The 21,018-nt window shown below is 40.4% G+C and carries 23 protein-coding genes; 22 read left to right on the top strand and 1 reads right to left on the bottom strand.

The window, feature by feature from the left end; genetic code table 11:
- Positions 1–59 precede the first annotated feature (59 nt).
- The 7 genes from G6R02_RS17055 (at position 60) to rsmI (ending at position 4,650) form a co-directional block, all read left to right on the top strand.
- Positions 60–500 (top strand): YaaR family protein, encoded by a 441-nt coding sequence (locus G6R02_RS17055; RefSeq protein ID WP_164670601.1) that lies wholly within the window; start codon positions 60–62, stop codon positions 498–500.
- A gap of 23 nt (positions 501–523) precedes the next feature.
- Positions 524–1,513: a DNA polymerase III subunit delta' gene (gene holB / locus G6R02_RS17060; protein WP_164670602.1), complete on the top strand. Its 990-nt coding sequence runs from the start codon at positions 524–526 to the stop codon at positions 1,511–1,513.
- A 6-nt stretch (positions 1,514–1,519) separates the two neighbouring features.
- The gene (locus tag G6R02_RS17065; RefSeq protein ID WP_164670603.1) at positions 1,520–2,347 is read left to right on the top strand and encodes a PSP1 domain-containing protein; all 828 of its coding nucleotides are present in this window, start codon (positions 1,520–1,522) and stop codon (positions 2,345–2,347) included.
- 50 nt (positions 2,348–2,397) lie between these two features.
- Positions 2,398–2,709, top strand: a complete 312-nt coding sequence (yabA, locus tag G6R02_RS17070; RefSeq protein WP_425509079.1) for a DNA replication initiation control protein YabA — start codon at positions 2,398–2,400, stop codon at positions 2,707–2,709.
- A gap of 64 nt (positions 2,710–2,773) precedes the next feature.
- Positions 2,774–3,514, top strand: a complete 741-nt coding sequence (locus tag G6R02_RS17075) for a tRNA1(Val) (adenine(37)-N6)-methyltransferase (protein WP_164670605.1) — start codon at positions 2,774–2,776, stop codon at positions 3,512–3,514.
- On the top strand, positions 3,507–3,794 hold the full coding sequence (locus tag G6R02_RS17080; protein ID WP_164670606.1) for a GIY-YIG nuclease family protein: 288 nt from the start codon (positions 3,507–3,509) through the stop codon (positions 3,792–3,794). The genes G6R02_RS17075 and G6R02_RS17080 overlap by 8 nt, the downstream gene beginning before the upstream one ends.
- The gene (rsmI, locus tag G6R02_RS17085) at positions 3,778–4,650 is read left to right on the top strand and encodes a 16S rRNA (cytidine(1402)-2'-O)-methyltransferase (protein ID WP_164670607.1); all 873 of its coding nucleotides are present in this window, start codon (positions 3,778–3,780) and stop codon (positions 4,648–4,650) included. The genes G6R02_RS17080 and rsmI overlap by 17 nt, the downstream gene beginning before the upstream one ends.
- Before the next feature lie 44 nt (positions 4,651–4,694).
- Here rsmI and abrB read toward each other — a convergent pair whose 3' ends face one another.
- Complete coding sequence (abrB, locus tag G6R02_RS17090) at positions 4,695–4,976, bottom strand: transition state genes transcriptional regulator AbrB (protein WP_164670608.1); 282 nt, start codon at positions 4,974–4,976, stop codon at positions 4,695–4,697.
- Positions 4,977–5,797: 821 nt separating this feature from the next.
- Here abrB and metG point away from each other — a divergent pair.
- From metG to G6R02_RS17165, 15 genes are all read left to right on the top strand, one after another.
- Positions 5,798–7,756 (top strand): methionine--tRNA ligase, encoded by a 1,959-nt coding sequence (metG, locus tag G6R02_RS17095; RefSeq protein WP_164670609.1) that lies wholly within the window; start codon positions 5,798–5,800, stop codon positions 7,754–7,756.
- A gap of 360 nt (positions 7,757–8,116) precedes the next feature.
- Positions 8,117–8,887, top strand: a complete 771-nt coding sequence (locus tag G6R02_RS17100) for a TatD family hydrolase (protein ID WP_164670610.1) — start codon at positions 8,117–8,119, stop codon at positions 8,885–8,887.
- 244 nt (positions 8,888–9,131) lie between these two features.
- Positions 9,132–10,331 (top strand): resuscitation-promoting factor, encoded by a 1,200-nt coding sequence (locus G6R02_RS17105; RefSeq protein ID WP_164670611.1) that lies wholly within the window; start codon positions 9,132–9,134, stop codon positions 10,329–10,331.
- Positions 10,332–10,750: 419 nt separating this feature from the next.
- On the top strand, positions 10,751–11,320 hold the full coding sequence (gene rnmV / locus G6R02_RS17110; RefSeq protein ID WP_164670612.1) for a ribonuclease M5: 570 nt from the start codon (positions 10,751–10,753) through the stop codon (positions 11,318–11,320).
- Entirely contained in the window at positions 11,310–12,191 is an 882-nt protein-coding gene (gene rsmA, locus G6R02_RS17115; RefSeq protein ID WP_164670613.1) for a 16S rRNA (adenine(1518)-N(6)/adenine(1519)-N(6))-dimethyltransferase RsmA, read from the top strand. Before rnmV ends, rsmA begins: the two co-directional genes overlap by 11 nt.
- Positions 12,192–12,303: 112 nt before the next feature.
- Positions 12,304–13,179, top strand: coding sequence for a sporulation peptidase YabG (gene yabG / locus G6R02_RS17120; protein ID WP_164670614.1), 876 nt, complete (start codon positions 12,304–12,306; stop codon positions 13,177–13,179).
- A 245-nt stretch (positions 13,180–13,424) separates the two neighbouring features.
- Entirely contained in the window at positions 13,425–13,682 is a 258-nt protein-coding gene (gene veg / locus G6R02_RS17125) for a biofilm formation stimulator Veg (RefSeq protein ID WP_164670615.1), read from the top strand.
- A 46-nt stretch (positions 13,683–13,728) separates the two neighbouring features.
- Positions 13,729–14,085, top strand: coding sequence for an SCP2 sterol-binding domain-containing protein (locus G6R02_RS17130; RefSeq protein WP_164670616.1), 357 nt, complete (start codon positions 13,729–13,731; stop codon positions 14,083–14,085).
- A 104-nt stretch (positions 14,086–14,189) separates the two neighbouring features.
- Positions 14,190–14,366 carry a small, acid-soluble spore protein, alpha/beta type gene (locus G6R02_RS17135; RefSeq protein WP_164670617.1) on the top strand — a complete coding sequence of 59 codons (177 nt, stop codon included), beginning with the start codon at positions 14,190–14,192 and terminating at the stop codon, positions 14,364–14,366.
- A 686-nt stretch (positions 14,367–15,052) separates the two neighbouring features.
- Positions 15,053–15,910, top strand: a complete 858-nt coding sequence (gene ispE, locus G6R02_RS17140) for a 4-(cytidine 5'-diphospho)-2-C-methyl-D-erythritol kinase (RefSeq protein ID WP_164670618.1) — start codon at positions 15,053–15,055, stop codon at positions 15,908–15,910.
- 65 nt (positions 15,911–15,975) lie between these two features.
- The gene (gene purR / locus G6R02_RS17145) at positions 15,976–16,788 is read left to right on the top strand and encodes a pur operon repressor (protein ID WP_164670619.1); all 813 of its coding nucleotides are present in this window, start codon (positions 15,976–15,978) and stop codon (positions 16,786–16,788) included.
- A 143-nt stretch (positions 16,789–16,931) separates the two neighbouring features.
- Positions 16,932–17,222, top strand: coding sequence for a septation regulator SpoVG (gene spoVG, locus G6R02_RS17150; protein ID WP_164670620.1), 291 nt, complete (start codon positions 16,932–16,934; stop codon positions 17,220–17,222).
- A gap of 292 nt (positions 17,223–17,514) precedes the next feature.
- Positions 17,515–18,894: a bifunctional UDP-N-acetylglucosamine diphosphorylase/glucosamine-1-phosphate N-acetyltransferase GlmU gene (gene glmU, locus G6R02_RS17155; protein ID WP_164670621.1), complete on the top strand. Its 1,380-nt coding sequence runs from the start codon at positions 17,515–17,517 to the stop codon at positions 18,892–18,894.
- A 15-nt stretch (positions 18,895–18,909) separates the two neighbouring features.
- A complete protein-coding gene (locus G6R02_RS17160) occupies positions 18,910–19,863 on the top strand; it encodes a ribose-phosphate diphosphokinase (RefSeq protein ID WP_164670622.1) in 954 nt (317 codons plus the stop codon).
- 139 nt (positions 19,864–20,002) lie between these two features.
- On the top strand, positions 20,003–20,647 hold the full coding sequence (locus G6R02_RS17165; protein WP_164670623.1) for a 50S ribosomal protein L25/general stress protein Ctc: 645 nt from the start codon (positions 20,003–20,005) through the stop codon (positions 20,645–20,647).
- Positions 20,648–21,018: the final 371 nt, after the last annotated feature.

Raw genomic sequence — 21,018 nt, forward strand, 5'->3', positions numbered from 1 at the left:
TGTGGGTTAGAACGTTAACCCTTTTATCAAATTTAAAACCTAAAGGAGGGGCTGATCCAATGAAAATCAACCAGGAAATGCAATCACAACTTGAAAAAGCGTCCTACAATCAACGGGCTCAGACGGAAGGCCGTCCTTCTTTTGATGGAATGGTTCAGTCCCAAACACAAAAATTAAAACAGCAGGAAATTCAGCAGTTAATGAAAAATATTACGATTCAGGGTGACAAACTTGCCCGGTTTCGTTCATTTAAGGATTTAGTGAAATTCAAGCGCATGGTAAAAGGATTTTTGCAGGAAACGGTTTACAATGGACTCGATTTACAGAAATCGCACAGTTTCAGTATGGACGGTAATAATCGCAAATTAGCTATCGTAAAACAAGTAGATGAGAAATTAATAGAATTGACTGAAGAAATTATGAATCAGGAAAAAAAGACAGTAGACCTTCTGGGAATAATCGGTGAGATTAAAGGTATGCTGGTTAATCTATATACTTAAGCTGAGAAAATGGGGAAAAAACGATGAAAACGTGGTCTGAAGTCACTGAAATCCAGCCGTTAGCCAGTAAAATTATTACAAACAGCATAAAAAAAGACCGCATTTCGCATGCCTATTTAATTCAGGGTGAACGGGGAACAGGTAAAGAAAGTATTGCGATATTATTGGCAAAAGTTCTTTTCTGCACGAACAGGTCTGGTGCAGAGCCGTGTCAGCAATGTAATGCATGCAAACGGATTGATTCCGGGAACCACCCGGATGTTCACTGGATCGAGCCTGAGGGACAATCAATCAAAAAAGAGCAGATTAAACATCTGCAAAAAGAATTCACCTATTCAGGAATGGAATCTGAGCAGAAAGTTTACGTTATAAAGGGTGCGGACACGCTGACGACAAATGCAGCCAACCGTATTTTAAAGTTTCTTGAAGAACCGAGCAAACAAACGACCGCCATTATGATGACCGAAAACAGTCAATCCATTATTTCCACCATTCGTTCCCGCTGTCAGATTATTGATCTGCAGCCGTTAAATCCCCAGGCTTTTCAAAAGCAGTTAGTCGATTCAGGCATGACAGAGAGAAATGCTGTGTTGATGAGTGCACTGACGAATAATCTGGACGATGCAATCCAATTGAGCGAGGATGAGTGGTTTGCTAAGTCACGAAAATTAATGATACAATTAATAGAAATCTTCTCAAAAAATCAGGATGAGGTATTTTTATTTATTTATAATCAGTGGATGCCTCATTTCAAGGATAGAAATCAGCAGGAGCAAGGGCTTGATTTATTGCTTTTAGCTTTCAGGGATATACTTTATTCTCATATTGGTAAGGAAGCTTCCATGGCAGTTTTAGCGAGTGATGATGAAAAGCTGGAAAGCCTTGTGATGTTTTTTTCTCAGGAAAAATTACTGGCCATTCTTAATACGCTTCTTGAAGCGAAACGGAAACTGAAGCAGAATGTTAATCCAACACTTGTTATGGAGCAGCTTACCGTTCAAATACAGGGGTGATATAAATTGATTGAAGTTATCGGAGTCCGTTTTAAAAAGGCGGGTAAAATATATTATTTCGATCCGGGTAACAGCAATGTGAAAGTAGATAGCTATGTTGTTGTGGAAACGGTACGCGGTATCGAATTTGGTAAGGTTGTCATCACGAACAAACAGGTTGATGAGGAAGATGTTGTCCTGCCACTGAAGAAAGTTATCCGGATTGCGGATGAAAAAGACAAACTTACCGTAGTTGAAAATCAGGAACATGCGGAGAAAGCCTTTGCAGCGTGCAGTGAAAAGATTACTGAACATAATCTGGATATGAACCTGGTGGAAGTGGAATATACATTTGATCGTAATAAGATAATTTTTTATTTTACAGCGGATGGCCGTGTCGATTTTCGTAATTTAGTTAAAGATTTGGCCGCACAGTTCAAAACACGGATTGAACTAAGGCAAATTGGCGTACGCGACGAGGCCAAAATGCTTGGTGGACTCGGACCTTGCGGAAGAATGCTCTGCTGCTCCACTTTTTTGGGAGATTTTGAACCAGTATCAATTAAAATGGCAAAAGATCAAAATCTTTCACTCAACCCTGCAAAAATTTCCGGCTTGTGTGGACGTCTGATGTGCTGTTTAAAATATGAGAATGATGATTATGAAACAGCGAAGCGTGAGATGCCTGATATGGGAGAGACTGTTACTACCCCGTATGGTGAGGGTAAGGTAGTAGGTCTGAACATACTTGAGCGGACGATACACATAGAAATCCCAGAAAAAGAACGTGTTATTGAGTATACTTTAGAAGAAATGGTGGACGAAGGAATCATTACAGCGCAAGCCACAGAATAGTGGGGTGAACAGGCGTGAAAAAAAGGCAAGTTTTTGATCAGGTATCCGATATGGAGAAGCAGATAGGTGAATTATACGAACAGCTTGGTGATTTAAAAGGTGAACTGGGCGAATTGCTGGAAGAAAATCACCGGCTTGCCATGGAAAATCACCACTTACGTAATCGACTTGACGGCAGTACCAAAGAGGATACAAAAGAAGATGATAAATTAAACCGGCCATTGGATATTCCCGGAGAGGGTTATGATAATTTGGCCAGATTATATGAAGAAGGCTTTCATATTTGCAACGTTCACTTTGGCAGTCCAAGACAGGATCAGGATTGTATATTCTGCCTGGACTTTCTGAATAAAACGAAATAAGATTGGTAAAGCTGTCTCTCGATACCGGAGGCAGCTTTTCTGGCATGAGAGGGTAATAAAAATAATGGAACCATTATACGATGATGAACGGCTTGATTATTTATTGGCAAATGAGGACATGAACATAATCCAGAGTCCAACCGTATTTTCCTTTTCACTTGATGCGGTTTTACTTGCCCATTTTACTTATGTGCCAATTAAAAAAGGGAACATTTTGGATTTATGCAGCGGAAATGGTGTCATCCCGTTGTTGCTGTCCCGGCGTACAAACGCATCTATTATTGGTATTGAGATTCAGGAACGACTGGTTGATATGGCAAATCGCAGTGTTACACTTAATGAACTAAACCAGCAAATATCCATGATCCATGGTGACCTAAAAGAAATGAAAGAACATCTGGGTCACAGTACATTCGATGTGGTAACATGTAATCCCCCATATTTTCGCACACCTGAGGCGACTGAGCACAATAAAAATGATTTTCTTACCATAGCTCGGCATGAGGTTTATTGTACATTGGAAGATGTGGTGAAGGCTTGCAAACTGCATGTACGTCCCGGCGGTAAAGTTTCAATGGTTCATCGTCCGGGAAGGCTGGTGGATATCATTGCATTGTTCCGCCAATACAATCTGGAACCAAAACGGCTGCAATTTGTTTATCCAAAACTGGGCCGTGATGCCAATATGCTCCTGATTGAAGCGATTCGCGATGGAAAGGCAGATTTAACGATTTTGCCGCCACTATATATTTATAATGACAATAATACATATACAAAGGAAGCAGAGGACATTATTTATGGCTAATGAAGAACATATCGTCTATATTTTAAAATGTAAGGATAATTCGCTATATACCGGATACACGAACGATCTTGAGCACAGGTTAGCGATGCACGAAGAAGGAAAAGGTGCAAAATACACACGTGGCCGCGGTCCGTTTCAGGTTGTTTTTGTGGAAAAATTTGCGACAAAAGAGGAAGCAATGCAGAAGGAATATCAGGTCAAACAGCTTTCCCGTAAAGAAAAGTTTCAACTGATTCGGGACAAGCTGAAAGAGGTGATGAACTATGAAAATACAAAATAGCTTTAGCGGAGATGCTGAAGGTGGTTTGTATGTTGTTCCAACCCCGATTGGTAATCTGGAGGATATCACCTATCGCGCATTGAAAATATTAAAGACTGTTTCCGTTATTGCTGCTGAAGATACCAGAAATACGAGAAAATTGCTTAATCATTTTGAGATTGCAACGCCACTGATCAGTTATCACGAGCACAATAAGGAAAGCCGTGAAAGAGAAATGATTGACCGTTTGACGAATGATGAGTCGATTGCGGTTGTCAGTGACGCTGGTATGCCGGCTATTTCTGATCCAGGATATGAACTGGTTCAGGCAGCTATTGAAGCAGACAAACCGGTTGTTGTTTTGCCTGGTGCTAATGCCGCCTTATGTGCATTGGTTGGTTCAGGTTTATCTGCGGGGGAATTTCATTATTATGGCTTCCTTCCCCGTAAAAAGAAAGATAAGACAATGGAACTGGAACGGTTAAAGACATTACAGGCTACATTGATTTTTTATGAATCTCCTTACAGGCTAAAAGATACGTTAAAAGCATTACATGAACAATTAGGTAACAGACAAATGGCAGCAGCACGGGAACTGACTAAAAAATTTGAAGAATATGTACGCGGTACGATTGAAGAACTTATCAGCTGGACAGAAGAAAAAGAGCTTAAAGGTGAATTTTGTCTGGTAGTTGAGGGGTCCAGTGAAGCAGTTGCTGAAGAAAACAGTCTTTGGTGGAGTCATCTGTCCATAAAAAACCATGTAACAGCGTATATCAACGAAGAGAATATTCCGAGTAAAGAGGCAATCAAGCGAGTTGCTGCGGACAGAAATATGGCGAAGCGTGATGTGTATCAGGCTTTTCATATCGACTAAAAAAGTGGCTGACGATTTTACATGATGCGCGTCAGCCACTTTTATCACTTATTAGTTTGTCGCGATTGGATTTCATTGATGAGTTCTTGTGCTCCCTCGGGGCTAAGAACAATTTTACCATTCGCTAATGACATATTTTCATCTGATGTATCCCCGGTAATTTGACAAGTCATATTTGGCTTGTATTTTTTCAATACAATTTTGTCATTATCAACGTAAATCTCCAAAGCATCTTTTTCATGAACATCAAGTGTACGGCGTAACTCAATTGGAATAACTACTCTTCCAAGTTCATCAACCTTGCGTACAATTCCAGTAGATTTCATTTTTCCATTCTCCCCTCAATGGTTGGAAAAACATGTAGATTGCCTCGTTATGGCAAACGACGATGGTTTTCCATTACTTTGGTAAAATTTTTCGGCATGTTTCGACATCTGTATATGGAATATCGTACCAAGCCTTCCCAATAGTGTCAACAATATTTAGAAAAAAGTAAAATAGATTTGAAAATTTACAAACGATTAGTGAACTATATTAATCGGAGCGGCTGTTGATATCGATGTTTTTCCACAGTTGAAATAAAATGCGAAACAGTATTATTAAGTGGGGGCTCTCTGACCCAGCAGATAGAATATTCTCGATTTCATAAGTTTTAGTTGTTAAGCTTTCTTTTGTGCTTCATACCCTTGATGAACCACTTTTCATCGATGTTAGTGCTTGTAATAGTGCTTCATACCCTTGATGAACCACTTTTCACCAACGTTTCCATCTCCAATTGTATTTCATAATCCGTCCTGCCCACAGGAGTACCACATCTCAAGAAAAACGTGCGACAAGAAGCGTACGAAAAAGCTCAGCAGCCGTCCCCGGCTAAGAAGACACTGTGAAAACGTACTTTTTGAGCAGCCGTTGCCTTGGCACCCGGAGGTGTGAAAGCGAAGTGTTTTTCCGGAGCGGTGTTTATCCACTCAACTTGTTTCAAAGTAGTTCACAGTTTATAAAAATTGCTAAGTAGAAAACAATCTAAGAAAAAAACAGGAGTAATTTGGCAATAATGGATGTTAAATTAAGCTTAATCCGTACGATATTGGAAATCTTATGTTAAAATCGCTACAATAGAAATAATGAAGGAGCAGGAGGTCTAACGATGCCAAAGGAAAAAAACACATTTTATATAACAACACCAATCTACTATCCGAGTGGCAATTTACATATCGGACACGCCTATTCAACGGTTGCCGGTGATGCAATAGCCCGTTATAAGCGCTTGCGCGGGTATGAAGTAATGTACCTGACTGGTACAGATGAACATGGACAAAAAATTCAGCGTAAAGCGAAAGAAAAAGGTATGGAACCCAAAGCATATGTTGATGAAATTGTAAGTGGAATCCAGGACCTTTGGAAGAAACTGAAAATCTCCAATGATGATTTTATCCGTACGACCGAGGAGCGGCATAAAAAGGTTGTCGAGAAAATATTTGCTCAGCTTCTGGATCAGGGTGATATTTATCTGGATGAATATGAAGGCTGGTATTGTACGTCATGTGAATCCTTTTTTACTGAGCGCCAGCTGGATGACGGCCATTGTCCGGATTGCGGCGGCCCCGTAGAGAAGGTAAAAGAGGAATCGTATTTCTTTAAAATGAGTAAGTATGTCGACCGTCTTCTGGAGTTTTATAATGAAAATCCAGAGTTTATTCAGCCGGAAAGCCGTAAAAACGAAATGCTGAATAACTTTATCAAGCCGGGTCTTGAGGATTTGGCCGTCTCACGGACGACGTTTGACTGGGGCGTTAAAGTCCCAGGCAATCCAAAACATGTTATTTACGTGTGGATTGATGCGTTGTCAAACTATATTACAGCGCTTGGCTATGGTACAGACAATGATGAAAAATATCAAAAATTCTGGCCGGCTGATGTGCATTTAATGAGTAAGGAAATTGTTCGTTTCCATACGATTTACTGGCCGATTATGCTGATGGCATTGGATCTGCCATTACCGAAGAAGGTATTTTCCCATGGATGGATTTTGATGAAGGATGGAAAGATGTCCAAATCAAAAGGAAATGTGGTTGATCCTGTTCAATTAATCGATCGTTACGGCCTTGATGCCCTAAGATACTATCTGTTGCGAGAAGTGCCATTTGGTTCTGACGGTGTATTTACCCCGGAAGGATTTGTCGAACGAACCAATTATGACCTGGCAAATGACCTCGGGAATTTACTGAACCGAACAGTAGCGATGATTGATAAATATTTCAATGGGGAGATCCCTACATATAAAGCTTCTGAGACAGACATCGATCAATCACTTGAGCAGTTTCAGAAAGACACGATTATAAAGACAGAAGAAGCAATGGAAAACATGCAATTCTCTGTGGCTCTATCTTCTCTATGGCAGCTGATCAGCAGAACGAATAAATATATTGATGAAACAGAGCCATGGGTACTGGCGAAAGATGAAGCAAACAAAGAACGTCTTGGAAATGTAATGGCCCATCTTGCTGAATCATTACGAAAAACAGCAATTATGCTGCAGCCATTTCTGACGGAAACGCCAACAGAAATTTTCAAGCAGCTGGGCATACAGAATGATTCCTTAAAAGAGTGGGATAGTCTTAACACAGATGGGGAAGTTAAAGCAGGCACAAAAGTCCAAAAGGGCGACCCGATTTTCCCTCGGTTAGACGTTGAAAAAGAAGTCCAGACAATAAAAGCGATGATGCAAAAACCGGCACAGGAGGAAAAGAAAGCAGCAAAAAAAGTGCCGGAACAAAAAGAGGAAGTTATTTTTGATGACTTCATGAAGCTTGATATGCGTGTTGCTGAAGTACTTAAGGCAGAACCGATGAAAAAGGCAGATAAATTACTGAAGCTTCATCTTGATGTTGGAACAGATAAGCGCCAGGTAGTATCAGGCATTGCCGAACACTACAAACCGGAAGATCTGGTTGGGAAAAAAGTAATTTGTGTAACCAACCTGAAACCAGTTAAATTACGTGGTGAAATGTCTGAAGGAATGGTCCTCAGTGGAGAGGATGCAGATGGCAAGCTGTCCTTGGCATCTGTTGAACAGTCCCTACCAAACGGATCTATTGTAAAATAAAGGTTATGAAAAGAGGCAGGGACAAAAGTGTTTTATCATGGAAATGGTGCATAAAAGCCGCTCCGGGAATATACTTCGCTTTCCGGGGGCGGCTGGTGAGCCTCCTCGTGCTCGTCGTGTTGCAAGTAATTCCGGAGAAGCAGCACTCCTCGCAAAAAAGATTGCTGGCGCACTTCCGAGTCTCACCGATGCCTTTCCTCCCGTACATATAGGAAGGCCGACTAAAACCGGCCTTTGCGGCCAACGTCGGCATACCCCTGATGCAGGGGCATATATTCCCTCCGCTATTTCCATTTATTGTTGTCTTTTGTTCAACACTTTTTGTTATGTCCCAGTCTCTTTCATTTGAGGAGTGATGAAATGTTATTCGACACACATGTTCACGTGAATGCACGAGATTTTTTTGACGATCGGGATGAAACAATACAGCGTGCATTTGATGCGGGAGTAAAATATATGGTTGTCGTTGGCTTTGACCGGGAAACGATTCCGATTGCGATGGAAATTGCCGAGCAGTATGAAACAATCTATGCGGCTGTTGGGTGGCACCCTGTTGATGCGGTCGATATGAAAGATGAAGACTTAGCCTGGATTGAGGAGCTGTCAGCGCATCCGAAAGTAGTTGCAATTGGTGAAATGGGGCTTGATTATCATTGGGACAAATCGCCAAAAGACGTGCAAAAAGAAGTCTTCCGTAAGCAAATTGCACTGGCTAAAAAAGTAAATATGCCGATTATCATTCATAACCGTGAAGCAACAGAAGACATTATGGAGGTTTTGCAGGAAGAAGATGCAAATGAAGTAGGCGGGATTATGCATTGTTACAATGATTCAGCCGAATTTGTTCAGGCATTTCTTGATATGAACTTTTATATTTCACTCGGTGGGCCGGTTACGTTTAAAAATGCTACATTACCAAAAGATGTGGCAGTTGAAGTGCCTCTTGACCGTCTGCTGGTAGAAACAGATGCACCATTCCTGGCACCCCACCCCAATCGCGGGAAACGCAATGAACCGGCATATGTAAAATTAGTTGCTGAGAAAATTGCCGAACTGCGTGAAATGCCTTTCGATGAACTTAGTAACATTACGACACAAAACGCCTTAACCTTCTTTGGAATTCAAAAATAAGGTTTGAATTTGGTGAAATTTGATTGTAATAAAAGATAATAAATATGGATATTCTTTTGAGACTGGTGCAAATGCCAGTCTTATTTTTATGGGTCAGAAAGGCGGTGTATCAGGTGTTCAGACTTGTTGTCATACGTTAGTTATCATTTGTAACTCAATTGTAAACAAACCGTAAACGGATTTGGCTTGAATTTGCATACTCATGTTTATATAATCAGAGTCGCAGTAAAAGGAGGCAAGGAGCATGAAATTACTTTCAAAGCTATTGTCGGCATCTAAATGGAAGCTGGTTATTTCCAGTATCGGTGTATTGGCACTGGTTGTTTTCTCCGGTTTTGTCCTATTTGAAGCAACGAAAGCAGAAGTTGTGGTTTCAGACAATGGGGAAGAACAGACAGTAAAAACGCATGCCGATACAGTAAGTGAGTTACTTGCTGAAGTCGGAATTAAAATTAGTAAACATGACGAATTATCACATAAAAAAGATGAAGCTGTAAAAGACGGAATGAATATTACATACAAACAGGCACACGAAGTAAAAGTTACGATAGATGGAAACAAACGGGTATTTTTTACAACGCTTGATAAAGTAGGTGAATTTCTTAAAGAGGAAGGCATCGATGTAGCGAAGCATGATGAATTATCTTTTGCAAAATCGGATGCCATTAATGGTGATATGGAACTTTCCATTGAAAAAGGGTTTCAGGTAACTATTAATAATGGCGACAAGAAACAAAAGATCTGGGCTACTGGCGGCACTGTTGCAGATGTATTAAAGGCAAACGACTTCTCCTGGGATAAGTCAGATAAAATAAAACCAGGTAAGGATACAAAGGTAAACCAGAACACTACCATCAAAATCGTCCGTGTTAATACATTCACGAAAAAAGTAGAAGAACCAATCGCCTATGAGGTGGAGAAGCGAAAAGACAGCAGCATGGAAAAAGGGAAAGAAAATGTTATCTCTGAAGGAAAAGAAGGCTTAGTTGTCAAAGAATATAAAGTGACCGAAGAAAATGGCAAGGAAGTTAAGCGTGAGCTCATTGATAAAACAGTGAAACAGGAAAGTGAAAACCGAGTTGTTGCAATTGGCACAAAAGAAGAAGAACGAAACCTTGTAACATTATCATCTGGAGGTAATGATGGTAATGGAAAAGTATATTCAATGACAGTAACAGCGTATAGTGCAGACTGTACTGGATGTTCAGGATATACTGCAACAGGAATAAATTTAAATGCTAATCCGAATGCAAAAGTTGTTTCCGTTGATCCTAGTGTTATTCCTTTAGGCACCAAAGTTTGGGTAGAGGGATATGGAACCGCGGTTGCAGCTGACACTGGCGGTGGAGTGAATGGACATCACGTTGATATCCATCTGCCGACTAGAGCTGACGCATTAGCATATGGAACACGAACGAATGTCAAAGTAAAAATTCTCGATTAATAAATGATAAAATGCTCTTACCATGATATTGTGGTAGGAGCATTATTTTTTGAAATAATATTTTTGTGCTTTTTTATAAGTGCTGTTGACGTAAACTGCGAGTTAAATCTGATTACTAATCAGATAGTAAAGCTCTTCGACCACCGCAGCTGGAATAGTGGTTTAAAAATCTTGATATATCTTTTCAATTTATTTACAGTAAAACTCAGCGGAGGAAATACACGGAGACTCCTGTGGGAGCAGAGGCCTAGATGAGACATCTGAGTGCGGTAGCACGAAGAGGGCTCAGCAGCCGCCCACGGAAAGCGAAGTGTATTTCCGGAGCGGTGCTTTAGCACACTCAATTATTTTTTCATTACTTCACAGTCTACGGATTTTTTCCCTAAATAACAACCTTTAATTTGAAAAGAGGAGCTTAAGTGAAAATCAAAGAAATTATCGTTGTCGAGGGCCGTGATGATACAGCTAAAATTAAACAAGCTGTTGAAGCAGACACCATTGAAACGAATGGATCTGCCATAAATGAGACAATCTTAAAACAGATACAACATGCAAAGGACAAACGCGGTGTAATTATTTTCACTGATCCTGATTATCCCGGTGAACGTATTCGTCATATGGTCGGTCAAGCTGTACCTGGATGCAAACACGCCTTTCTGAAACGTGACGATGCACAGGCAAAACACTCCCACAATAAAAGTCTTGGGATTGAACATGCGTCAATTACTGCGATCAGGCAGGCATTACAGGATGTGTATGAGTTACAGGAAATTGAAGATAATGGGATAACGAGGGATGCACTTATCGCTTATGGCTTAATTGGCAGTCCAAAGGCAAGCAGCAGACGTGATCGCCTTAGTGAACTGCTGCAAATTGGCCATACGAATGGAAAACAGCTGTTAAAACGCTTAAACATGTTCCAGATTACAAAAGAGCAGTTTGAACAAGCGATAAACCAGGTATTACAGGAGGAAAACAATGACAACTAAAAAAATCGCCACCCCGAAACGAACACAGGAGATACTGAAGAAATACGGGTTTTCCTTTAAAAAAAGCCTGGGGCAGAATTTTTTGATCGATGTAAATATACTGGAAAATATTATTCAACAGGCAGGAATTGATAAATCGTCGGCTGCAATTGAAATCGGACCAGGTATCGGTGCGCTGACGGAGCAGTTGGCGATTCACGCTGATAAAGTGATTGCCTATGAAATTGATCAGCGCCTGCTCCCTATCTTAGAGGACACATTGAAAGACTATAATAATATCCAATTCATCAATCAGGATATCCTGGAGGCTAATGTCGGCGAAACCATCAGGAGTCAATTTAAACCTGGCCAACCGGTTCATGTTGTCGCCAATCTTCCCTATTACATTACGACACCGATTTTGATGAAGCTTCTGCGTGAGTACCTACCTGTGACAAGTTTTACGGTAATGATTCAAAAGGAAGTTGCCGAACGGATGGCTGCTGAACCAAACAGTAAAAGTTACGGGTCACTGACGCTAGCAGTTCAATATTATACAAATGCAGAAGTGGTAATGAATGTTCCGAAGAGTGTTTTTATGCCACAGCCGAATGTTGATTCAAGTGTATTAAAGCTGACAAAACGAGACAGAGCACCTGTTCAGGTGGATAATGAGGATTACTTTTTTGAAATCGTGCAGGCATGCTTTGCCCAACGACGAAAAACATTGCGGAATAACCTTGTCAGTTATTTTAAAGAAACATATGACAAAGAAACGATTTCTGCCATGCTGGAACGGATAGGAATAGATGGTACAAGGCGCGGGGAATCACTTGATATGAGCGAATTTGCGTTGCTTGCCAATACATTAAACAAAGCGGAACAGGCATAATTCAAAGCTATTGCAGACTTGATGCAATAGCTTTTTTTTGCACAGTAGCCCGGTTCCTTTCATAGCCTATGATAGGAGTGCTTTCATCCTATGGAGGCTGTGAGGTGGCTATATGCGTTTTTCAACAGGTGAATTGGTAACACGTGTATCACATAAACATGATTTATTATTTCGTATTGCGTCTATTTCCGAGGATATCGTAACACTGCATGGTGAAGATATTCGTCTGATGGCAGATGCACCAACAGATGATCTGATGCGAGTCGAGGATGGAGATTTGGAGAAAAGAAGACAGAAAGTAAAGGAACAGGAGGAATTCTCCTACCGATTATTTCGTCAGGACTATCAATTGATGAAAGAGAAACGGGATTATTACGTAAGCGATGGGTATCAAAATACAGTAAGTTTTTTTCAGTTGCCGTCAAAAGTACTCCATATAGACGGGGACCCGACCTACTTAAGAAAGTGTATCGATTTGTATAATCGGATGGGACTCCAGGTCCATGGTGTTCATGTAAATGAAAAAGAAATGCCTGATGAGATCGGGCCGCTAGTGGATAAAATTCAGCCAAACATTATCGTTATTACCGGCCATGATGCTTTTTCCAAAAATAAAGGGTTGAAAAATGACCTTCGTGCGTACCGCCATTCAAAATATTTTGCGGAGACAGTTCGTGCTGCCCGGCATAAAGTGCCGAATTTGGATCAGCTTGTCATATTCGCAGGAGCATGCCAATCCCATTTTGAATCATTAATACGTGCGGGTGCAAACTTTGCAAGCTCTCCGTCCCGGATTAATATTCATGCATTGGATCCGGTTTATATTGCAGCAAAGATTGCTTATACCCCCTTTATGGAAAAAATAAGTGTGTGGGATGCATTACGAAATACATTAACCGGGGAAAAAGGTATGGGAGGCGTCGAAACAAGAGGATTGCTCAGAACGGGTATGCCTTATATAGATGAAACATCTGGTGATGAAGGCTGATATGAATGCATCAGCCTTCTGTAAATATTTTATTAATGGGTTATATCATTGATAAATCAAGGGTTTGGCAGGACCACCGTTTTTTCTTATCCAAATCCATACATAATTTGTTAACATTTTGTAATAATAGGGAAAGAAAGCAAATTTACTTGTTGACATTAAAAAAGGTATACTGTTATAATATAAAGTTTTATTTGACTATTAAACAAGCTTGTGATATTATATAAACAGTGAGGTGGAGTGTAGTGGCTAAAACATTAATCGAAATTAAGCAAGGTCTTGAATGCCAAATTGGTAAACGTTTAAAACTAAAAGCCAATGGTGGCAGAAGAAAAACGATTGAACGTTATGGCACTTTGGCAGAAACGTATCCTTCTGTTTTCATTGTTGAATTAGATCAGGACGAAAATGCATTCGAACGTGTTTCCTACAGCTATGCAGACGTGTTAACAGAAACGGTAGAATTAAACTTTCAAGATGGAGCACTAGCGGCAGAACAGTAAACATACGTTTACTGTTTTTATTTTTGTCTGGGGGAGAGATAAGCAGATGGAATCAATCGAAAATTTATCGACTAATGGAATATGGAGCATTATTAATCAGCAGTTACAGGAAAATAAAAATCCGTATGAAGATGTGAATGCTGTATATGAATTTCAATTAACCGATGAAGAAAGCGGCATCTACCAGTTGGAATTTAAAAATGGAGATGCTTTTGTGTATTATACAAACGAGAAAAATCCGGATTGCACCTTGAAAATGAAATTAAACCATTTCAAAAAGTTCTTACTTGGAAATTTGAACAGTACAACAGCGTTTATGACCGGTAAACTTAAAATTGATGGTAATATCAGTTTGGCACTGAAACTGGAAAATATGCTGAAACAATACGAATTCAGCAAATAAAATATTTCCTTTTTTGCATACATATTACGGGTGTATATTTCTCCTTAATACATAAGCTATAGATGTCGTAAGAAGGACTCTGAATAGAAAGGGGATGTTCTTTCATGGGTAGACGCGGCGGAATGATGTCAGACCAATTGAAAGAAGAAATTGCCAAAGAGTTAGGTTTTTACGACACCGTGCAAAAAGAAGGCTGGGGCGGCATCCGAGCAAAAGATGCCGGAAATATGGTGAAACGTGCGATCGAAATGGCCGAGCAAAACATGAATGGCAGACCCTAAATGGGTTTGCCTTTCTTTATTTTTTGCGTCATTTAAGAAAATGAAACATTACTTAGGAATTTCCATAGATTGCGAACTACTTTGAAACAAGTTGAGTGGATTAACTCCGCTCCGGAAAAACACTTCGCTTTCACACCTCCGGGTACCAAGGCGACATCTGCTCAAAAAGTACGTTTTCGCAGTGTCTTCTTAGCCGTGGGCGGCTGTTGAGCTTTTTCGTACGCTTCTTGTCGCACGTTTTTCTTGAGATGCGGTACTCCTGCGGGTAGGACGGGTTATGAAGGACAATTGGAGGCGAAAACATTGATGAAAAGTGGTTCATCGGGGTTATGAAGGACAATTGGAAGCAAAAACATCGATGAAAAGTGGTTCATCAGGGTTATGAAGGACAATTGGAAGCGAAAACATTGATGAAAAGTGGTTCATCGGGGTTATGAAGGACAATTGGAAGCGAAAACATCGATGAAAAGTGGTTCATCAAGGGTATGAAGCACAAAAGAAAGCCTAACAACTAAAACTTATGAAATCGAGTATATTCTATCTGCTAGGTCAGAGAGCCCCACTTAATAATACTGTTTCGCAGTTTATGTCTACTGCGATGGTAAATATCATTGTGTTTTTCCTTAGTCGCCTTCACTTTTCATATATGGTACAATTTGTTCAGATATTTAAAGTGGGTGACGGAGATGATTTTATTCGAAAGGGCGCCGGCTAAAATCAATTTATCGCTTGATATTCTTGGTAAACGCGATGATGGTTATCATGAAGTGGAAATGATCATGACAACCGTGGATCTGGCTGATCGTGTTGAACTGTACGCTATTGAAGAAGATACAATTGAGGTATCCGCGGATAATCAGTATGTTCCAAATGATGAGCGAAATCTTGCTTATAAGGCTGCTCTGGCTTTTAAAAATAAATATCAGCTTACAAATGGCGTTCATATCGAAATAGAGAAAAACATCCCTGTATCAGCTGGTTTGGGTGGCGGGAGCAGTGACGCTGCCGCTGTATTGCGCGGACTCAATCGGATGTGGTCAGTTGGAGCTTCTCTGGATGAATTAGCTGAGCTTGGGGCAGGGTTAGGCTCTGATGTTCCGTTTTGCGTTCACAGTACAACTGCAATCGGTACGGGGCGTGGTGAAAAAGTCCGTGAACTGGATTCACCCCCGCGTTGCTATGCTGTTTTGGCAAAGCCGAATATCGGTATTTCCACTTGGATTATTTTTGAAAAAGTTGTTGTGGACGAGCTGTTCCATCCCGATACACAGGAGGTTATCCATTCGTTGGAAGACAAAAACTTCACAAATCTCGCTGCCAATGTCGGCAATGCGTTGGAACGTGTGACTTTTTCGTTATATCCAAATGTAGAGCGCATTAAGAATAAAATGGTGCAGGCTGGTGCTGATGGCGTTTTGATGAGTGGAAGCGGTCCGACTGTCGTTGGGCTTGTTGAGCATTTTAGCAAAGCGAAGCGTATTTACAATGGATTACGAGGTTTTTGCGATGAAGTTTATGTTGTTCAACTGCTTGATCGTCGGTAACACTTGATTAAATACGTATAATAATGGTATATTTAATAGTAAATATTCGGCTTTAGAGGTGGATTATGAAAAGAAGCGATCGTTTGGTTTCCTTAACTAATTATTTCTTGGAAAATCCGAAAAAACATATGTCTTTACCGTTTTTTTCGGAACGATATGATGCTGCCAAATCATCCATCAGTGAGGATTTGGTTATTGTTGACCGGGTAATGCAGGAGGAAGGATTTGGACACCTGCAGACTATTCCTGGAGCGGCGGGTGGCGTACGTTATGTTCCTGCTCTTTCAAAAGAAAACGGAAAACAGTTTGTGGAGGAACTTTGTCATACACTGGAAGACCCTGTAAGGATTCTTCCTGGTGGTTATTTGTATATGAGTGATATTCTTGGTGATCCCAAAATGGTTAAGCAAATAGGACGTGTACTTGCCTCAGCATTCTCGAATTTGGAAATTGACGTTGTGGTGACGGTAGCGACAAAAGGAATTCCACTCGCATATTCGGTTGCTTCTGTTCTTAATGTACCTGTTGTAATTGTTAGAAGGGACCCGAAAGTTACCGAAGGATCTTCCGTGAGCATTAACTATGTTTCCGGGTCATCCAGAAAAATTCAGACAATGGTACTTCCAAAGCGAAGTTTACAGGAGAATGCCAATGTTTGTATTATCGATGACTTTATGAAAGCGGGCGGAACAATAAACGGGATGACGAGTCTCTTGGATGAATTTAATGCAAATGTTAAAGCAATCGGTGTTTTGGCAGAAGCGGATGATGAAGAAGATGAACGTGTCGTGGAAGATTATACATCTTTGGTAAAAATAACAAATGTTGATCTGAAACAAAAATATATTGAAGTGAAACCCGGAAATTCGCACGGGTAAAATAACATGAAAATCTTTCCAAATTGGAAAGGTTTTTATTTTTTTGTATATTTTTTATAATTTTTTTCAAATCTAGGCAGGAATTCTCATAGTTTTGTTGAAATATGGTAATAAGTTCAATATGGAAAAGGTGGTGAATCATCATGGAAGTAACTGACGTAAGATTGCGCCGCGTAAATACAGAAGGAAGAATGCGAGCTATTGCATCGATTACTTTGGATCAGGAATTTGTAGTCCATGATATCCGTGTTATTGATGGAAATAATGGACTATTTGTGGCCATGCCATCAAAACGGACCCCGGATGGTGAGTTCAGAGATATTGCACATCCAATTAATTCTAATACCCGTGCAAAAATCCAGGATGCCGTATTAGAGGAATACCATCGTGCCGGGGAAGAAGAAGTGGAGTACGAAGAAGCAGGTGCTTCCTAAATATGATCAACAAGAGGTCTAATCTGCAAGCAAACAGGTTAGCCTTCTTTTTTTGCCTAATTAACTTTGGCCACGTCCAACTCCAGTGACCAGCGACTAGTGCAACTTCCCTCACCTCCGTACGATAAGTCAACATCGTTTCGCATTCGCTCAACGTGTTTCCTTTATCTCCTACGGCTCAGTCCAGTTCATACGTCGCTAACCGGTCACTTCCGTTTTTGAATCTATCTGTTGAAATCCTTCCTTTTTTAAGATATATTCATAATGGATAATCAGAAATGGAGGATTCCTGATGGGAAAACGTAATGCTGTCATTCTTGCAGCCGGACAGGGTACCAGAATGAAGTCCAAATTGTACAAAGTGCTTCATCCCGTTTTGGGCCGTCCGATGGTACAGCATGTCATCGATCAATTAAATCCGTTGCATTTAGATGAAATGGTTACGATTGTCGGGCATGGTGCTGAAAAAGTAACGGAACATATTGGTGATCAGAGTAAATCAGTCGTCCAGAAAGAACAATTGGGAACTGGGCATGCCGTATTACAGGCAGAAGAGTTATTAAAAGATAAAGACGGAACAACAATTGTAGTATGTGGAGACACTCCATTAATCACAAGTGAAACATACAAGAAACTTTTCGAACATCATGAGCAAGTTGGTGCAAAGGCGACAATTTTAACGACAAAAGCTCCAAACCCTACAGGATACGGTAGGGTTATTCGTAATGAAAAAAATGAAGTCGAGCGGATTGTTGAACATAAAGATGCAACTGATGAAGAGTTGTTGGTTAATGAAATAAACACGGGAACATACTGCTTTGATAATAGGGCGCTTTTCGAAGCTTTACAGCAGGTTTCAAATGATAATGCACAGGGTGAGTATTATTTGCCGGATGTCATTGAAATTTTGCGGAATCAGAACGAAAAAGTCAGTGCATCCTTAACACCCGATTTTGAAGAAACACTTGGAGTCAATGATCGTGTCGCACTCGCACAGGCAGAAATGACAATGAAAAAGCGTATTAATGAAAATCATATGCGAAATGGTGTAACAATTATTGACCCTAATAACACGTACATTGATCCCGAGGTTGTCATTGAACAGGACGTATTAATCCAACCTGGATCGATTATCAAAGGTTCGTCGACAATAAAATCCGATGCAGTGATCGGTCCACACAGTGAAATTGATAATTGCATGGTTGGCGAAGCTTCCGTTGTTAAACAAAGTGTAGCGACTGACAGCAAGATTGGTGCACGTGTGAAGATTGGACCATATGCACACATCCGTCCGGAAGCAGCAATTGGCGATGAGGCAAAAATCGGCAACTTTGTTGAAGTGAAGAAGACGGTAATTGGCAATAATAGTAAGGTATCCCACTTGAGTTATATTGGTGATGCAGATGTTGGAAGCAATGTAAATATAGGATGTGGAACGATTACGGTTAATTATGATGGAAAGAATAAATTTTTGACAACTATTGAAGACGATGCATTTATTGGCTGTAATTCTAATTTAGTCGCTCCGGTAACTGTTGGAAAAGGTTCTTATGTTGCTGCCGGGTCGACGATTACCAAAAATATACCTGAAGATGCGCTATCTGTTGCCAGGGCAAGACAGACGAATAAAGAAGGTTATGCATCAAGAATCAGAAACAGACAAAAAGACTAATGGAGGGTTAACGTAATGGCGTCTGGCTACAAGGATCCGTATTTGAAAGTATTCTCACTAAACTCAAACCGTAAGTTGGCTGAAGACATTGCACGCCATATTGGTACAAATTTGGGCAAATGTACGGTTTCTGCTTTCAGTGACGGTGAAATTCAGATCAACATTGAGGAAAGTGTCCGGGGGTGTGATGTTTATGTTGTTCAGTCGACTTCTTCACCTGTCAATCAGCACATTATGGAACTGCTGATTATGATCGATGCCCTAAAACGTGCGTCAGCAAGATCAATCAATATCGTTATGCCATACTATGGTTATGCAAGACAGGACCGTAAAGCCAGGTCAAGAGAACCAATTACATCCAAACTCATAGCTGATCTGCTGGAAACAGCGGGAGCCGATCGTGTTATAACACTTGACCTGCACGCACCACAGATTCAAGGGTTCTTTGATATTCCAATCGACCACTTGCAGGGTGTACCGATTTTGTCCAATTACTTTGAAGAGAAAAACTTCGAGGATTTAGTAATTGTTTCACCTGATCATGGTGGTGTGACACGCGCGCGAAAAATGGCCGACCGGCTTAAAGCACCAATTGGTATAATTGATAAACGGCGTCCGCGCCCCAATGTTGCAGAAGTAATGAATATTGTTGGTAATATTGAAGGCAAGACAGCAATATTGATTGATGATATCATTGATACTGCAGGGACAATTACATTGGCAGCTAACGCATTAATCGAAAATGGAGCAAAAGAAGTATATGCATGCTGTACCCATCCTGTTTTATCAGGACCGGCAATTGAACGAATTGATAATTCGAAAATAAAAGAACTTGTTATTACCAACTCGATACCGCTTCCAGAGGAAAAACGAAGTAGCAAAGTCACCGAATTATCAGTTGCACCTTTAATAGGTGAAGCAATTACTCGTGTACATGAATTACAGTCAGTAAGTATTTTGTTTGATTAATGTTTAGATGATAAAATATACGGTATGAATTGATGTATATTTTGTCTATTCTTACTTTTATGTTTTAATAGATAAGAGATAATTTTTGCCATATAACCTTGGCCAACGCCGGGTTTTCAAATAATGGAGGGTGATAAACATGGCAGTAAAACTTAAAGCTACGAAACGGGAAGATCATACGAAATCTGCAACAAAGCAAATCAGGGAAAGTGGACAAGTCCCATCAGTTGTTTATGGAAAAGCTAAGGAAGCTAAATCAATCGCTGTAAATAGTATCGAGTTGGTAAAGACAGTCCGTGATGAAGGTCAAAATGCAATTATTTCGCTTGATGTTGAGGGTGACTCTTCTGTAGATGTTATGCTATATGATTATCAAATGGATCCATTGAAAGATGAATTGATTCACGTTGATTTCTATATCGTTAACATGGACGAGGAAATGGATGTTGAGGTACCGCTTCAATTGAATGGTGAAGCTCAGGGCGCTAAAGAAGGCGGCGTATTGCAACAGCCAATGTATGAATTGCAGGTACGGGCTAAGCCGGCCGACATTCCGGAAGAAATCAGTGTAGATATTTCAAATCTTGCAATTGGTGACAGCATCGCCATTGCTGATTTACCAAAAGCAAGCAACTATGAATTCCTTGAAGATCCTGATACGACGGTTGCTACTGTCTTACCGCCGGATACAGTAGAAGATGTGGAAGAAGCACCAGAAGATGAAAATGCTGAGCCGGAACTGGTTGGTGCTGAGGATAATGACGAGGAAGAAAAAAGCGAATAATAATACGACAAGCGTATAAACCCTCCTATTCGCGTAGGAGGGTTTTGCTTTATTTTGAAAAATATAACAAGTACAATGAATAGAGTTAATACTAATTAAAGGCTGTTTTCATATAGGTTGTTGTTTTTGACTGTGATCTACAACGAACACGGGCGGATTACCAGCAGTCCCCAGATAACGGCTGTCCGAAACTTCTGCAGAATAAAGGCGCTCCATATCCGACTCAACTTGCAATATGACGCGCATTGAGTGTATGCGTTCTGCGGGTCAGATAGCAAAACGGTTCCTCATTCCTCTAAAGTTTGGACAATCCACTGGAAAAGCATTGAAGCGGATTTTGTTTCCGCTATTTTAAAATTGGGGTTATTTTT

It is taken from the genome of Virgibacillus doumboii (assembly GCF_902806455.1).
GTDB lineage: Bacteria > Bacillota > Bacilli > Bacillales > Amphibacillaceae > Lentibacillus > Lentibacillus doumboii.